This is a genomic window from Micromonospora sp. NPDC047753 (genome assembly GCF_040642735.1).
Taxonomy (GTDB): domain Bacteria; phylum Actinomycetota; class Actinomycetes; order Mycobacteriales; family Micromonosporaceae; genus Micromonospora.
Genome location: NZ_JBEYSL010000106.1, coordinates 1 through 15,595 on the forward strand (window position 1 = coordinate 1; position 15,595 = coordinate 15,595).

Sequence of the window (15,595 nt, forward strand, 5' to 3'; positions counted from 1 at the left end):
AACTCGGTGCCCGGGGCGTACCGCTCGCGGGATGCCGCGAAGGTCAGCCAGTCGGTGATCCGGGGGGCCGGCCAGCCCGGCAGGGTGGTCATCCCGTCGCGGATCACGTGGCTCAGCTCGACCAGCCGGCGTTCGGCGCCGGATCCGTCGACCGCGACACCCCGGCCGCCCTTGTGCGGCTCCTCGATGATCGTCCTGGCGCTGATCCGGACGTCGGCGACCATCAGCAGCCCGAGGTGCCGGACGAACAACGCCGCGAGGTCGTCGTCGGTGATCTCCCGACCGGGAATGTCCAGCCGGAACCCCTCGGTACGCAGCCCGCCGCCGTTGGCGAAGCTCACCTCCGCGTCGAACTGTGCCCGCCACTGCTCACCCATGCCGAAACCCGACCACGCCATCCGGCGACCGTCAAGATCCGCGAGGCACAAGGCAGGCCGCCGGGTGTCCGGCCCGGCGGGATCCGCGGGCCGGTCCGGCCGGGTCCGTGAAGAGCAGGCCGGTCCGGCCGGGTCCGAGAAGATCCGCTCAATTGCAGGGAAAGTGCTGCCTCGGCGCGCTGTGACGCCGCAAGTTCCCCGAAGTTGAGCGGATCTTGTCGCGAAGGAGGCGCGGGGCGCGGGGCGACGCGCCGTAGTGGCGTCGGACCTCGGCGGAAGGGGGTGGCTGTCGGTCGACGGAGCTAGGCTTGTCGTCGCGCCCCCCCGTCCGGCTGGACGAGGGGCCGCCGTCGTGTGCGTCGACTCCCCGGGAAGGATTTCCCTTGCTCACCGGTCTGTTCACCGCCGCCCTGGCCGACCCCGGGCTGGCCCGGGCGCGTGACCTGGCGCGCTCCGGTGCCGCCCAGGTCGACGGCCTCGACATCACCGCTCCGGCGGCACTGCGCCCGTTCGCCGTCGCGGCGGTCGCCGCGGACAACGACGGCGCCGGGCGACCGGTGCTGGCGGTGACCGCCACCACCCGGGAGGCCGACGACCTGGCCGCCGCGCTGGGCGGGTTGCTGCCTGCCGAACAGGTGGTCGTCTTCCCCCCCTGGGAGACGCTGCCGCACGAGCGGCTGTCCCCCCGCTCCGACACGGTCGGCCGGCGGCTGGCCGTGCTGCGCCGGCTGGCGCACCCGGAGGCCAGCGACGCGCACGGCGGCACCGGGCCACTGCGAGTGGTCGTGGCCCCGGTCCGTTCGCTACTCCAGCCGCAGCTGAAGGGGCTCGGCGATCTGGAGCCGGTGCAGCTCGCCGCCGGCGAGGAGGCGGACCTGGAAGAGGTCGCCCGCCGGCTGATCGACATGGCGTACGCCCGGGTCGACCTGGTCACCAAGCGCGGCGAGTTCGCGGTGCGCGGCGGCATCCTCGACGTCTTCCCGCCCACCGACGAGCACCCGTCCCGGGTCGAGTTCTGGGGCGACGAGGTGGAGGAGATCCGCACCTTCGCCGTCGCCGACCAGCGGACCATCGAACAGGTACCGCTGCTCTGGGCACCGCCCTGCCGCGAGCTGCTGCTCACCCCGGCCGTCCGCGACCGGGCCGCCGCGCTCGCCGAGCAGCACCCCGAGCTGGCCGAGATCCTCGACAAACTGGCCGAGGGCATCCCGGTGGAGGGGATGGAGTCGCTGGCCCCGGTGCTGGTCGGCCCCGACTCGCTGGAGCTGCTGCTGGACGCCATGCCGGCCGGCACCCACGTCCTGCTCTGCGACCCGGAGCGGATCCGCACGCGGGCGCACGACCTGGTGCGCACATCGGAGGAGTTCTTGCAGGCCAGCTGGGCCGCCGCGGCGGTCGGCGGCCAGGCCCCGGTGGACGTCGGCGCCGCCGCCTTCCGCACCCTCGGCGAGGTACGCGCCGCCGCGGGCAAGCTCGGTCAGCCGTGGTGGACGCTGTCCCCGTTCGGATTGGTGGAGGGGGAGACCGCCGAGACGAGGCAGCCCTGGGAGGACGCGCCCGAACAGGCCGCGGTCACCCCGGATGACGCCATCGCGGTGACCCTCGCCGCCCAACCGGCGCCGCTCTATCACGGCGAGACCTCGCGGGTGGTGGAGGACCTCAAGCGCTGGGCCGGCGAGGGTTGGTCGATCGCGTTGGTCTTCGAGGGGCACGGCCCCGCCCAGCGGGCGGTGGAGGTGCTGCGCGACGCCGGCCTGGGTGCCCGGTTGACCGAGGAGGTGCCGACCGCGCCCGTCCCCGGCGAGCTGGTGGTCACCTGCGGTGCGCTGAGCAGCGGGTTCGTCGACGAGGCGTCCCGCTTCGTGCTGCTCACCGGCAACGACGTGACCGGCGGTCGGGGCACTTCGACGCGGGACATGCGCAAGATGCCGAGCCGGCGGCGCAACACCATCGACCCGCTGGAGTTGAAGACCGGCGACCACGTGGTGCACGAGCAGCACGGCATCGGCCGCTACGTCGAGCTGGTGCAGCGCACCGTCAACGGCGCCAGCCGGGAATACCTCGTCATCGAGTACGCGGCCAGCAAGCGGGGCCAGCCCGGCGACCGGTTGTTCGTCCCGACCGACCAGCTCGATCAGCTCTCCCGCTACGTGGGCGGCGAGCAGCCGACCCTGCACAAGATGGGCGGCTCGGACTGGCAGAAGTCCAAGGCCCGGGCCCGCAAGGCGGTCCGGGAGATCGCCGCGCAGCTCATCCAGCTCTACGCCGCGCGCAAGGCGTCCAAGGGGCACTCGTTCGGTCCGGACACCCCGTGGCAGCGGGAGCTGGAGGACGCCTTCCCCTGGCAGGAGACGCCGGACCAGCTCGCCGCGATCGACGAGGTCAAGCGGGACATGGAGCAGACCGTCCCGATGGACCGGCTGATCTGCGGTGATGTCGGTTACGGCAAGACCGAGATCGCGGTCCGGGCGGCGTTCAAGGCGGTGCAGGACGGCAAGCAGGTGGCGGTGCTGGTGCCGACCACCCTGCTGGTTCAGCAGCACTACAACACGTTCGCCGAGCGGATGAGTCAGTTCCCGGTCCAGATCCGGCAGCTGTCCCGGTTCCAGACGGCGAAGGAGACCGAGCGCACGATGGAGATGGTCGCCGACGGCACCGTCGACATCGTCATCGGTACGCACCGGCTGTTGCAGACGGCGACCCGCTTCAAGCAGCTGGGTCTGGTGATCGTCGACGAGGAGCAGCGCTTCGGTGTCGAGCACAAGGAGCACCTGAAGACGCTGCGCGCGTCGGTCGACGTGCTCAGCATGTCGGCCACCCCGATCCCGCGCACCCTGGAGATGGCGATCACCGGCATCCGGGAGATGTCCACCATCGCCACCCCGCCGGAGGAGCGGCACCCGGTGCTCACCTTCGTCGGCGCGCAGGACGACCGGCAGGTGGCCGCGTCCATCCACCGTGAGCTGCTCCGCGACGGGCAGGTCTTCTACCTGCACAACCGGGTCGAGTCGATCGACCGGGCGGCACGGCGGCTGCGGGAGCTGGTGCCCGAGGCGCGGGTCGCGGTGGCGCACGGCCAGATGGGCGAGGACGCCCTGGAGAAGGTCATGGTCGGCTTCTGGGAGAAGGAGTTCGACGTCCTGGTCTGCACCACGATCGTCGAGTCGGGCATCGACATCCCGAACGCCAACACGCTGATCGTGGAGCGGGCCGACCTGCTCGGCCTGGCCCAGCTGCACCAGATCAGGGGCCGGGTCGGCCGGGGCCGGGAGCGGGCGTACGCCTACTTCCTCTACCCGCCGGAGAAGCCGCTCACCGAGCACGCCCACGAGCGGTTGGCGACCATCGCCCAGCACACCGAGTTGGGCGCCGGCATGTACGTGGCGATGAAGGACCTGGAGATCCGGGGCGCCGGCAACCTGCTCGGTGGCGAGCAGTCCGGGCACATCGAGGGCGTCGGCTTCGACCTGTACGTGCGGATGGTCGGCGAGGCGGTCTCCGCGTTCAAGGGTGAGCGGCCGGAGGAGGAGACCGACGTCAAGATCGACCTGCCGGTCGACGCGCACCTGCCACACGACTACGTGAGCGTGGAGCGGCTTCGCCTGGAGATGTACCGCAAGCTCGCCGAGGCTCGCGACGAGGAGCGGCTGGGCGAGGTGATCGCCGAGATGACCGACCGGTACGGCGAGCCGCCGGCCCCGGTGCAGAACCTCGTGGAGGTGGCCCGGTTCCGTCTGCTGGCCCGTCGCTACGGCCTGACCGACGTGTCCATGCAGGGCAAGCACGTACGGTTCGGCCCGCTGCCCCTACCGGACTCGAAGCAGTTGCGGCTCAAGCGCTACCACCCGGATGCCGTCTACAAGCTGGCCACCGACCAGGTCAGCGTGCCCCGACCGACCACCCGTCGGATCGGTGGCGAGCCGCTGCGTGACCAGGCGCTGCTCCAGTGGTGCGCGCAACTGCTCTCCGATGTGCTCGGTGCTCCCGCCCCACTCGCCGTCGCCGCGAGCGCCTGAGCCGGCGGCGTGCTCTCGACCAGGGACGGTCAGCCCATCGACGCCGTCCCTGGTCGTGGGGTGAGCGAAGGTGGGGGGTGTCACAACCCGGGGTGACGGCGTGAGAGAGTGACGGCTATGCGTGCTCGCCGTCTTGCCGTCGTCGCCACTGTGGCGCTCGGCCTCGTCGCCCTCTCCGGTTGCCGTGCTGAGCCTGGTATCGCCGCTTACATCGGTGACCAGCGCATCACCGACGTTCAGGTCTCCACCGCGATGAAGGACCTGCGGACGAAGAACCCGGCGCCGGAGTCTTCCGCCAGTGGGCAGCCCGGGGCGTCGCAACCGACCCTGCCCAAGGTGGCCGACGTGGTTCGGACCATGGTGCTGACCAAGGTGTGCGAGAAGCTCTCCGCCGAGAAGAACTACCAGCCGCGCGGCCAGGTGGCTGCCGACCAGGCCGCCCAGCAGCTCGGTCTCGACCCGGAGACCGGGCACGTGCGGGAGGTGGCGAAGCTCTTCACCTGTCTGTCCGGGTTGCCGGCCGAGCCGGTCGAGCCGACCAAGGAGGAGATCGCCGACGTGATCGCCGCCGGTCGTGCGGCCGGCAAGATCCCCGCTGAGGTGACCGATGAGGCCGCCGCCCAGCAGCTCGACGGTGAGCAGCTGCGCGGTGCGCTGGCGACCAAGAGGATCCTGGCCGAGGCGGCCGGTCGTTACGACGTCACTGTCAGCCCTCGGTACCGTCCGCTTGAGTTCCCGCTGCTCAGCTTCGCCGGTGACGCACCCGCCGTGAGCGTGCCGCTGGGTGAGCCGGGCTCCGACGCGGTCACCGACATTTCCACCCCGGAGGGGCCGACCGGGGCACCGGAGGCCGAGGGCACGGCCAGCTGAGCATGACGGCACGGATCGTCCTCCTGGTCACCTCACCCCGGTTGCCCGCCGGCCTGTTGACGGCTGCGGCCTGGGACGTCGTACGCCAGCACCCGGTGTTGGCCGGCGCGGACAGCGAGTTGACCACTGCCATTCGCCAGGAGGGCGCCGAGGTCACAGTGGTGGACGGCCCGGCGACGCAGCCGTTGCTGGACGCGGTGGCGACGCACGGCACTGTGGTGTGGCTGGCCGGTCCGGCGGGTGACGAGGCGTTGGCCCGGGAGTTGGGTCTGCGGCTGGCCCGGCAGCCGGGGTTGGCCGAGATGGAGTTGATGTACGGCTCGTGGGATCCGCCGGGTGCCCGGCTGCTCGACGCGGTGGCCGTGCTGGATCGACTGGCCTCTCCGGGTGGTGACCCGTGGAAGCGGGCGCAGACGCACCGCAGCCTCGCCGGTTACCTGCTGGAGGAGAGCTACGAGGCGTACGACGCGATCAGCGCCGACGACACCGACGCGCTGCGCGAGGAGTTGGGCGACGTGTTGTTGCAGGTGGTGCTGCACGCGCGGCTCGCCGAGGAGTTGCCCGAGGACGAGCGGTGGACCATCGACGACGTGGCCGGTGGCCTGGTCGACAAGATGATCCGGCGTAATCCGCACGTCTTCGCCGGTGCCGAGGCGGGCACCCTGGAGGAGATCACCGAGAACTGGGAGCGGATCAAGCGCGCGGAGAAGGCACGGCACTCGGTGTTGGACGGGGTGGCCCTGAGTCAGCCCGCGCTGGCCCTGGCGACGCAGATCCTGGACCGTGCCGCCCGCAGGGGCGTCGACGTCCCACTCCCGTCGGCCGACACCCAGGCCGACGCCGAAGCAGGGTTGGGCGCAAGCCTGCTGGCCACGGTCGCCGCCGCCCGAGAGGCGGGCATCGACCCCGAGGCAGCCCTGCGCCGCACCACCCTGGCCCACGCCGAAGCCATCCGCCAAGCCGAACCCCCCACGCCCCCCACGCCCCCCACGCCCGGCACGCCCACGCCCGCCAGCCCGCGTTGATCATGAGGTTTGCGTCAGGATTCGGGTCGAGCCTGACGGAAACCTCTTGATCAACCCGATGGTGCGGGGCGGTGGGCGGAACTGGCGGCGGAGGGTGCGGCGGTCGGTAGGGTGGTGCGGTGGAAGCGTTCGGGGTGCTGGCTGAGCGGGTTGTCGAGGCTTTACTGGAGTCGCGGCCGGGGGTTGCCACCGCCGCGGGTGACCACCGCTTCGACGACCGGCTGCCGGACCTGTCCGCCGACGGGTTGGCCGCCGATCGGGCGATGCTCTTCGACGCGGCGAACGCACTGTCCGAACTGGACCCGGACTCGCTCGACGTCGACGAACAGGTCGACCACGCCCTGCTCACCTCATTCGTGGACCGGGAGCTGTTCGAGCTGACCGAGATCCGCTCGCACGAGTGGGACCCGCTGCGGCACAACCCCGGCCCGCTGCTGCACCCGTTGCTGGCCCGCCCGTACGCCCCCGCTGACGTGCGGCTGACCCACCTTGCCGGACGGCTCACCGCCGTACCGGACGCCCTCGCCACCGCCCGCGCGACGCTGCGGGACATGCCACGCATCCACGCGGAGACGGCCGTCGGGCAGTTCACCGGCGCGGCCGCGCTGATCCGCGACGAGCTGCCGGCACTGCTCGCCCAGGCGCCGGGCCACCTCGACCGGGTCGAGCCGGCGGCCACCGCCGCGATCGCCGCGCTGGACGAGTTCGTCGCCTGGCTGCGCACCGGCCTGGCCGCCGACGTCGGCCCCGGCCGTGACCCGCGACTGGGCCGGCGTCGCTGGGAGGCCCGGCTCTGGCACACCCTCGACACCGAGCTGGGCGCTGCCGAGATCCAGCGTCGCGCCTGGGCCAACCTGGACCGCGTCACCGCGGAGATCCGCGAGGCCGCCGTCGAACTGGTCGGTGGCCCGGCCGACGACGCGACGGTACGTCGGGCGTTGGGCCTGCTCGCCGCCGAGCACCCGAACGACGCGACGATCGTCGAGCTGGCCGGGGTGACACTGGACGAGGCGACCGACTTCGTCCGCGCACACGACCTGGTCACAGTGGTCGACGACCGGTGCGTCATCCAGGAGATGCCGGAGTTCGCCAGGGGGGTCGCGGTGGCGTACTGCGACGCGCCCGGCCCGCTGGAGACCGCCGTCGTGCCGACCTTCTACTGCATCGCGCCCACCCCGTCGGACTGGCCCGCGCAGCGGGTCGAGTCGTTCTACCGCGAATACAACGACCACATGATCCGCAACCTGACGGTGCACGAGGCGATGCCGGGGCACTTCCTCCAGCTCGCCCACGCCCGCCGCTACGTCGGTGGCACCCGGGTTCGCGCGTTGGCCGAGTCCGGCCCGTTCATCGAGGGCTGGGCGGTCTACGCGGAGGAGATGATGACGGGGCTCGGCTTCGGCGGTCTGCCGGTGCGGTTGCAGCAGCTCAAGATGCAACTGCGAATGACCATCAACGCGTTGCTCGACCAGTTGGTGCACGCCGAGGACCTGCCCGAGGCCGAGGCGATGGCGTTGATGACCGGGCGTGGCTTCCAGGAGGAGGGCGAGGCGGCCGGCAAGTGGCGGCGCGCCCAACTGACCTCCACCCAGCTCTCCACCTACTTCGTCGGGTACAGCGAGGTGGCCGAGATCGCCGCCGCCCGCCCGGACGGGGTGTCGGTCCGCGACTGGCACGACGCGATGCTCGCCCACGACTGCCCGCCCCCGCGCCACCTGCGCACCCTGCTCGGTCTCTGAGGAGAAACGCCGGGCCGCGCGGGTTTCAGCGCCGCCCGGCGGTCACCGTCGCGTCGATCAACCAGCGCGAGATGGAGTACGCGGGCGGCAGTTGCGCCGACTCGACAGATGGATCGGTCACGAGCCGCCGGGGCGGCGGTCGACGACATCGGCGCCGGTGGGTGGTTCGAACGCGCCCTCGTCGACGGCTGCGGAGTAGTTGCTCATCGCCAGCTCCATCGGCTTGCCGTCGACCGGTCCGGTGAAGCTGCCGAGCACGCCCTCGGTGGTCACGCAGGCGGTGAAGTCGCCGGACGACGAGCTCTGCACCGCGACGCAGGCGGCGTGGTGCCCGGCGACTGTGGTGTCACTCTGCTTGATGACCGCCTGTGGGTCGAGCGCGGCGGCGGTGAGCAGCCCGACCACCACCGGCGGCGTGACGAGGCCCTGCTGGTTGGCCTCGCCGAACAGCGTCACAGTGGGCTTGCTGCCGGGGGTGGGCGGGGTGACCAGCGTGCACTGCGGGCGGGCGCCGGTCGTCGTGCACCGGGTGACGGCCTCCGGGGTGACGGTGAGTTGCCCTCCCGGATAGGTGTACGTGGATCGCGCCGGGTCCTGCGCCTGCACGATCGCGGCGCGTTGGCCACCGGGCAACTGGTAGTCGGCCGAGTAGGTCAACTCCAGTGCCCGATCGAGCCGGGCGGCGAGGTCGTTGACGAGTTCCGAGCGGCCCATGGCGACTCCGGCGTCCTCGAATGTCTGACAGCCGGTGACCGTGAGCGACGCGATGACCGACACGGCGAGCATGCGGAGGGTGGTCGAGGCGGCGGGCATGGCGACCAGCCTGGTGGATTTGGTCCGCGCAGCGCAAACCCGTTGCCGGTTGACGCCCGGAAATCCGGGAATGTCCGTCAGTGCGGGGCGACTCGGGTGCGCGGGCGACGCCGTGCCGTTTCCCGTGGCCCGATACGCTGCGTTCAACACCTGCCTCAGCCGCACCGTCGCGGCCCACCCACGGACCGGATCACAACAACGAGGAGCGACTAAGTGGCAACCATCGAGGGAATCGTCGCCCGGGAGATTCTCGACTCGCGGGGCAACCCAACGGTCGAGGTCGAGGTCGGCCTGGACGACGGCACGGTGGCTCGCGCCGCGGTGCCCTCCGGCGCGTCCACCGGCGCGTTCGAGGCGATCGAGCTGCGCGACGGTGACGCCGACCGCTACCAGGGCAAGGGCGTGGAGAAGGCGGTCTCCAACGTCGAAGACAAGATCGTCGACCAGATCATCGGGTACGAGGCCAGCGAGCAGCGGCTGATCGACCAGAAGATGCTCGACATCGACGGCACCGACAGCAAGTCGGAGCTGGGCGCGAACGCCATCCTGGGGGTCTCCCTGGCGGTGGCGAAGGCCGCTGCCGGCAGCGCCGAGCTGAGCCTCTTCCGCTACCTGGGCGGCCCGAACGCGCACCTTCTGCCCGTGCCGATGATGAACATCCTCAACGGTGGCGCGCACGCCGACTCGAACGTCGACATCCAGGAATTCATGATCGCGCCGATCGGCGCGCCCACCTTCCGGGAGGCGCTGCGCTCGGGCGCGGAGGTCTACCACGCGCTGAAGTCGGTGCTGAAGAAGAAGGGCCTGTCGACGGGCCTCGGTGACGAGGGTGGCTTCGCGCCGAACCTGCCGACCAACGCGGCGGCCCTGGACCTGATCGCCGAGGCGGTCGAGAAGGCCGGCTACCGGCTCGGCACCGACATCGTGTTCGCGCTCGACGTGGCGGCCACCGAGTTCTTCGACAACGGCACCTACACCTTCGAGGGTGCCGCGAAGTCCGCCGAGGACATGAGCACCTACTACACCAAGCTGGCTGACGAGTACCCGATCGTGTCGATCGAGGACCCGCTGGCCGAGGACGACTGGAGCGGCTGGCAGACGCTGACCGCCTCGATCGGCGACCGGGTGCAGATCGTCGGTGACGACCTGTTCGTCACCAACCCGCAGCGCATCGCCCGGGGCATCGCGGAGAAGTCCGCGAACGCGGTCCTCGTCAAGGTCAACCAGATCGGCTCGCTGACCGAGACCCTGGACGCGGTGGACCTGGCCCACCGGGCCGGCTTCAAGTGCATGATGAGCCACCGCTCCGGCGAGACCGAGGACACCACCATCGCCGACCTGGCGGTGGCCACCGGCTGCGGCCAGATCAAGACCGGCGCCCCGGCCCGCTCGGACCGTGTCGCCAAGTACAACCAGCTGCTCCGGATCGAGGAGGAGCTGGCCGACGCGGCGCGCTACGCCGGCGCTGGCGCGTTCCCGCGCTACCGTTCGGCCTGAGACGCACGAAGCCTCGGGGGAGGGGTGTGACGATGCAGCAGCGCCGCACACCGGGTGGTCAGCGTCCCGCCCGCCGGCCGGGTCAGTCCGGTCGGCCGGGCGGTGGGCGTGCCACGCGGGGATCGGTCCGGGAGGCCGGCGTACGCGCCGAGCCGCGCGCCGCCGGTCGCGCGCCGGGTGCTGCCCGTGGCGCCGAAGGGGTGCGCTCCGCGAATCGTCCCGCCGCCGCTCGGCGAACCGCTGCCGCTGGTTCGGTGAAGCGGCTCGCCGCACCCCACCCCCGTCGCTTCACCGGCCGGGCCACAGTGCTGTTCGCGGTCCTGATCGCGCTCGCTCTGGCCTACACCTATCCGGTCCGGGTCTACCTGGACCAGCAGGCCGACATCGAGCGGATGGAGGCGGCCCAGGCGGTGCAGGAGCGCGAGATCGCCAAGCTCGCCGCCGAGGCGGCCAACTGGAAAGACGACGAGTACATCAAGACGCAGGCTCGGGAGCGGTTCTTCATGGGCGAGCCGGGCGAGAAGATAATGGTGGTCCTGCACGACCCGGAGGGCGCGGCGCGGGACGCCGGGAAGTCGGCCGGCGCGGCCCCGCCAGCCGGGCCGGTGACCTGGTACGACACGCTCTGGTCGAGCGTGCGGGCGGCGGACAGCCAGCAGCCGGGCCAGTGATCCACCGACCAGCACACCAGGAAAGATGGGCACCGTGACTGTCGTACCACCGTCGGAGCCGGCTGCGGATTCCGTTCCCCTGCCGCAGCGCGAGCCGGCCACCGAGGCCGACCTGGCCGCGGTGGCCGCGCAGCTCGGCCGGACGCCCCGGGGCACCCGCGCGGTGGCCCACCGGTGCCCGTGTGGCCTTCCCGACGTGGTGGAGACGACCCCCCGCCTCGCTGACGGCACCCCGTTCCCGACGCTCTACTACCTGACCTGCCCCCGGGCCACCGCCGCGTGCAGCCGACTGGAGTCGGCGGGGCTGATGAAGGAGATGGCGGACCGGCTGACGACGGATCCGGAGTTGGCCGCCCACTACCGGGCGGCGCACGAGGACTACCTCACCCGCCGGGAGGCGATCGGCGAGGTTCCGGAGATCGCCGGCATCTCGGCCGGTGGGATGCCGGGCCGGGTGAAGTGCCTGCACGTGCACCTGGGTCACGCGTTGGGCGCCGGCCCAGGGGTGAACCCGTTCGGCGACGAGACGTTGGAGCTGGTTGAGCCCTGGTGGTCGGCGGGGCCGTGCGTGGACGTGCCGGCAGCCGAATGAGCACGCAGGCCGCGGATCAGATCACGGTACGACGGGCCCGCACCGGGGACGTGCGGGGCATCCGACGGCTCGTCGACACCTACACCGACGACCGGCGGCTGCTGAGCAAGGCCACCGTCACCCTCTTCGAGGACGTACAGGAGTTCCGGGTCGCGGTCCGGGCCGAGGACGACGTGGTGGTGGGCTGCGGCGCGCTGCACGTCATGTGGGAGGACCTGGCCGAGATCCGCACCGTGGCGGTCGACCCGTCCTGCCGGGGCCGGCGCATCGGTCAGCGGCTGGTCGGTGAGCTGATCGACGCTGCCCGCGAGCTGGGCGTGGCGCGGATCTTCGTGCTCACCTTCGAGACCCGGTTCTTCGGCTCGTTCGGTTTCCGCGAGATCGACGGCGCTCCGGTGCCGCAACCGGTCTACGAGCAGTTGCTGCGCTCGTACGACGAGGGTGTCGCGGAGTTCCTGGACCTGGAGCGGGTCAAGCCGAACACGCTGGGCAACACCCGGATGCTGCTGCGCCTGTAGGTCAGGCTTTGCGGGGGTGGGCGGCGAAGAACTCCCACATCAGGTCGGTGGCGGACAGCCCCGCGGAGGATGCGGCGAGTTGGCCCGATGTCGCTCCCGGCCAACTGTGACCCATGTCGGCGATCGTGTAGACGATGACCTCGCTGCCGTCCGCGCAGCCCGCCACCGTGTGCGTCACACCCGGCACCCCGGACGCCTTCGGGCTCGGCCGGCAGGTGAGCCTCTGCTGCCAGGTCTGCATACCGGCCTGGAAGGTCGAGGCGTAGCGGTCCTGGCCGCCGATGAAGGTGATCACGGAGACCGGGCTCTTCGGCACGTAACTGTCGGCGGTGGTCAGGTTTCCGCTGTATCCACCGCTGACCACCCCGATCGCGGCGAACGTGCCGGTGCTCTCCACCGCCGCCCGGAAGCTCATGTCGCCGCCGTTCGAGATGCCGGTGAGGAACACCCGGTTCGGGTCCGCGTGCCAGGTCTGCACCAGATGGTCGGTGAGGGCGTTGAGGAAGCCGACGTCGTCCTCGCTTCCGCAGCAGATCAGCGCGTTGAAGCCGCCGCCCCGCCCGTCGGGGTAGGCGACCAGCACGTTGTCAGTGTCGGCTCTGGCGTCCAGGCCCGCCAACTCTCGCATCGACGATCCAAGACCGGGATAGAAGTGCAGCGCGATGACCAGCGCGGAGGGTCTGCCCGGGTCGTACCCCGGTGGCGCGTGCAGCAGGTAGGTGCGGTCGAGTCCGTTGTGCCGCAGGGTGAGCTGGTGGTCACCGGCCGCCGGCCGCTCGCTCGACGCGGACGGTGAGGCTGGTGGGGCCGACGAGGGTTGCCCCCGCTCACCACAAGCTGCGGCGACGATCATCAGGCAGAGCCCCGTTAACACCGCCAGTGCTCGCCGCACGCCGGCCACCCCCCGTCAACCTCGCCGTCCACACTGGAGATCGTTCAGCCGCGGATCAACCCTTTCGGTCCTGGCCGAAGGCAGGCAGGCTGTTGCCATGCTTCGACTCCGGCTCGGGTCTGCCGACCTGTGCCGGGTGCGGTTCGCCGATCGGCTGCATCCGGTCGGGATCGCGCTGCTGGCTGGTCAGTGGCTGCGCGATCCCACTGTCGCGGCGATGGCGCCGACCCTGGCCGAGCGGGTGGCGGCGGCCGAGGGCACGGCTGCCGCCCAGGCTGCCACCGCAGTCCTGCGGCATCTGCTGCCCGACCGGGGACGTCTACCGGACTTCGTCACTCCCTTCGACGGCCTGGAGTCGGTGGAGGCCGGGCTGGAGGCGATCCGGGCCACCCCGGCGCGGCGGGTCCGCGCCGAGGTCACCCTCGCGTACGCGGACACGTCGGCCAGCCCACTGCGGCGGCGGTTCGCGGCGGCCGACCCGGAGGTGCTGGACCTGTTCGGCGGGGCTGTGCGGACCTGGTTCGACGCGGTGCTCGAACCGCACTGGGCCGAGCTGGTGTCCGCGTACCGTCAGCAGGTGACATCTGCCAGCCAGCGGCTGGCGCAGCATGGCCTGGCCAGCCTCTTCGCCGGTCTGCATCCGGGGATCCGGTGGCGGGAGCCGGTGCTGGAGGTGCGGACGTGGTGGGACGGCGATCTTCCCGGCACCGGCCACGGGATCATCCTGCTGCCCTCACCGTTGGCCGGGCCGCGGCCCCGGGTGCTTGTCGAGCAGGGTTACCCGATCCTGCTCGTCTACCCGGTGGTCATGCCCGCGCGTGGGTCTCCCGCCGCCGACGATGCCCTCGGTCGACTGCTCGGCGTCACCCGGGCGCTGGTGCTGCGCCGACTGGCGACCGACGGGGGTTTGACCACCACCGTGTTGTCCCGGGCGGTCGGTATCAGTCTCTCCTCGGCCTCGGAGCACGCCCGTGCGTTGCGGACCGCCGGTCTGGTGACCAGTGAGCGGGAGGGCGGGGCCGTCCGACACCACCTGACCTCGCTCGGTCTGGAGTTGTTGCGGGGCCCGTCGGGCGACCTGGGCGAGTCGTGGCCCACCGCCAACCAAGCCGCCGGGGGGCCGCCCGTCCTGCCGTAAGGTTGCTGCCGTGACGACGCGTGTGGCGGCCATCGACTGCGGGACCAACTCGATCCGACTGCTGGTCGCCGACCTGCCCGACGCCTCGGCCGGGCCACAGGCACCGCTGGTCGACCTGACCCGGCGGATGGAGATCGTCCGGTTGGGGCAGGGCGTGGACCGCACCGGCCGACTGGCGCCGGAGGCGATCGAGCGGACCAGGGTGGCGTTGGCGTCGTACGCCGCGGACATCGAGAAGCTGGGCGCGCAGCGGGTGCGGATGTGTGCCACCTCGGCCTCCCGCGACGCCGCCAACGCCGCCGACTTCACCGAGATGGTGCGGGCCACTCTCGGTGTCGCGCCCGAGGTGGTCAGCGGCGACGAGGAGGCCCTGCTGTCGTTCACCGGCGCGGTGCGCGGGCTGCCCGCCGACGCCAAGGAGCCGTTCCTGGTCGTCGACATCGGCGGTGGTTCCACCGAGTTCGTGGTCGGTGACCGGGCCGCCGGGGTGCGGTCGGCGATCTCGGTGGACATCGGCTGCGTCCGGATGACCGAGCGGCACCTGCCCGGTGACCCGCCGACGCCCGAGCAGGTCGCGGCAGCACAGGCCGACATCGCCGCGGTGGTGGACCGGGCGCTCGCCGTGGTGCCCGGTCGCGAGGCGGCCACCCTGGTCGGCCTCGCCGGGTCGGTCACCACTGTCGTCGCGCTCGCGCAGGGCCTGCGGGAGTACGACCCGGAGCGCATCCACCACGCCCGGGTGTCGTACGAGGAGGTCGCCCGGGTGACCGCGGAGCTGCTGGGTCAGACCCGTGCGCAGCGGTTGGCGAACCCGGTGATGCACCCGGGCCGCGCGGACGTGATCGGCGCCGGTGCGCTGGTGCTACGCGTGATCATGGAGCGGGCCGGGATGCCGTCGGTGGTCGCCTCGGAGCACGACATCCTGGACGGCATCGCCTGGAGCCTCCAGCCGACCACGCGCTAGCGGCTTGATCGACTCGCCTTCATTGACGTCGCGGTGTCCGAGCGCCTCGGATGACCCGACTTCCTGAAAACCGAGTCGATCATTATCGCGCGGGTTTCGCACGGGCCGGCGTGTCGGGGCGGATTCGTTGACGCTACTGCGCATTGCGCACTACTGTGCAATGCGTGGACACCACACAGTTGTTGAAGGGCGTGCTTGATCTGGCCGTCCTGGCCGTGCTCCGAGAGGAGGACGGTTACGGCTACGACATCCTGCGCCGGCTGCGCGAGGCCGGCCTGGAGGAGGTCGGCGACGCCTCGGTCTACGGGACGCTGCGCCGCCTCTTCGCCGCCGGCCTGCTCACCACCTACGTCGTGCCGAGCGAATCCGGGCCGCACCGCAAGTACTACTCACTCAACGCGGCGGGGCGTGACCAGCTGACCCGCTCCGGCAAGCTCTGGCGCTCGTTCGCCACCACAATGGACGCCTTGCTCGACGATCGGG

At 71.5% G+C, this 15,595-nt stretch carries 13 protein-coding genes and 1 pseudogene; 11 read left to right on the forward strand and 3 right to left on the reverse strand.

Translation table 11 applies throughout. The annotated features are described in order from the left end of the window. A pseudogene (locus ABZ749_RS12095) lies at positions 1-398 on the reverse strand (cyclase family protein); the annotation flags it as partial. 362 nt (positions 399-760) lie between these two features. Here ABZ749_RS12095 and mfd point away from each other — a divergent pair. The 4 genes from mfd to ABZ749_RS12115 all read left to right on the forward strand — a co-directional run bounded on the left by mfd (position 761) and on the right by ABZ749_RS12115 (position 8,027). Next, positions 761-4,393 carry a transcription-repair coupling factor gene (gene mfd, locus ABZ749_RS12100; RefSeq protein ID WP_357226554.1) on the forward strand — a complete coding sequence of 1,211 codons (3,633 nt, stop codon included), beginning with the start codon at positions 761-763 and terminating at the stop codon, positions 4,391-4,393. Between the two features lie 117 nt (positions 4,394-4,510). Further along, positions 4,511-5,263: a hypothetical protein gene (locus tag ABZ749_RS12105; protein ID WP_357226558.1), complete on the forward strand. Its 753-nt coding sequence runs from the start codon at positions 4,511-4,513 to the stop codon at positions 5,261-5,263. Positions 5,264-5,265: 2 nt separating this feature from the next. Next, positions 5,266-6,288 (forward strand): nucleoside triphosphate pyrophosphohydrolase, encoded by a 1,023-nt coding sequence (locus tag ABZ749_RS12110; protein WP_357226564.1) that lies wholly within the window; start codon positions 5,266-5,268, stop codon positions 6,286-6,288. 119 nt (positions 6,289-6,407) lie between these two features. After that, complete coding sequence (locus ABZ749_RS12115) at positions 6,408-8,027, forward strand: DUF885 domain-containing protein (protein WP_357226570.1); 1,620 nt, start codon at positions 6,408-6,410, stop codon at positions 8,025-8,027. A gap of 117 nt (positions 8,028-8,144) precedes the next feature. On the opposite strand, the gene ABZ749_RS12120 is transcribed toward ABZ749_RS12115, so the two are convergent. Continuing rightward, positions 8,145-8,840, reverse strand: a complete 696-nt coding sequence (locus ABZ749_RS12120; RefSeq protein ID WP_357226573.1) for a hypothetical protein — start codon at positions 8,838-8,840, stop codon at positions 8,145-8,147. A 213-nt stretch (positions 8,841-9,053) separates the two neighbouring features. Between ABZ749_RS12120 and eno the strand changes: the two genes are divergently transcribed. From eno to ABZ749_RS12140, 4 genes are read left to right on the forward strand one after another with little or no spacing between them, the layout of a single operon-like run. Beyond that, a complete protein-coding gene (gene eno, locus ABZ749_RS12125) occupies positions 9,054-10,337 on the forward strand; it encodes a phosphopyruvate hydratase (RefSeq protein ID WP_269681111.1) in 1,284 nt (427 codons plus the stop codon). 32 nt (positions 10,338-10,369) lie between these two features. Continuing rightward, positions 10,370-11,008, forward strand: coding sequence for a septum formation initiator family protein (locus ABZ749_RS12130; protein ID WP_357226576.1), 639 nt, complete (start codon positions 10,370-10,372; stop codon positions 11,006-11,008). A gap of 34 nt (positions 11,009-11,042) precedes the next feature. Further along, on the forward strand, positions 11,043-11,600 hold the full coding sequence (locus ABZ749_RS12135) for a DUF501 domain-containing protein (protein ID WP_124861646.1): 558 nt from the start codon (positions 11,043-11,045) through the stop codon (positions 11,598-11,600). After that, a complete protein-coding gene (locus ABZ749_RS12140) occupies positions 11,597-12,118 on the forward strand; it encodes an amino-acid N-acetyltransferase (RefSeq protein ID WP_357226579.1) in 522 nt (173 codons plus the stop codon). The genes ABZ749_RS12135 and ABZ749_RS12140 overlap by 4 nt, the downstream gene beginning before the upstream one ends. Position 12,119: 1 nt before the next feature. Here ABZ749_RS12140 and ABZ749_RS12145 read toward each other — a convergent pair whose 3' ends face one another. Further along, positions 12,120-13,010: a PHB depolymerase family esterase gene (locus tag ABZ749_RS12145; protein WP_357226583.1), complete on the reverse strand. Its 891-nt coding sequence runs from the start codon at positions 13,008-13,010 to the stop codon at positions 12,120-12,122. A gap of 97 nt (positions 13,011-13,107) precedes the next feature. On the opposite strand from ABZ749_RS12145, the gene ABZ749_RS12150 reads away from it, so the two are divergent. From ABZ749_RS12150 to ABZ749_RS12160, 3 genes are all read left to right on the forward strand, one after another. Next, a complete protein-coding gene (locus ABZ749_RS12150) occupies positions 13,108-14,148 on the forward strand; it encodes a helix-turn-helix domain-containing protein (RefSeq protein ID WP_357226587.1) in 1,041 nt (346 codons plus the stop codon). Positions 14,149-14,170: 22 nt separating this feature from the next. After that, positions 14,171-15,112: a Ppx/GppA phosphatase family protein gene (locus tag ABZ749_RS12155; RefSeq protein WP_357226593.1), complete on the forward strand. Its 942-nt coding sequence runs from the start codon at positions 14,171-14,173 to the stop codon at positions 15,110-15,112. A 164-nt stretch (positions 15,113-15,276) separates the two neighbouring features. Next, positions 15,277-15,595 (forward strand): PadR family transcriptional regulator (locus tag ABZ749_RS12160; protein ID WP_357226591.1); only part of this gene is annotated, 319 nt, incomplete at its 3' end.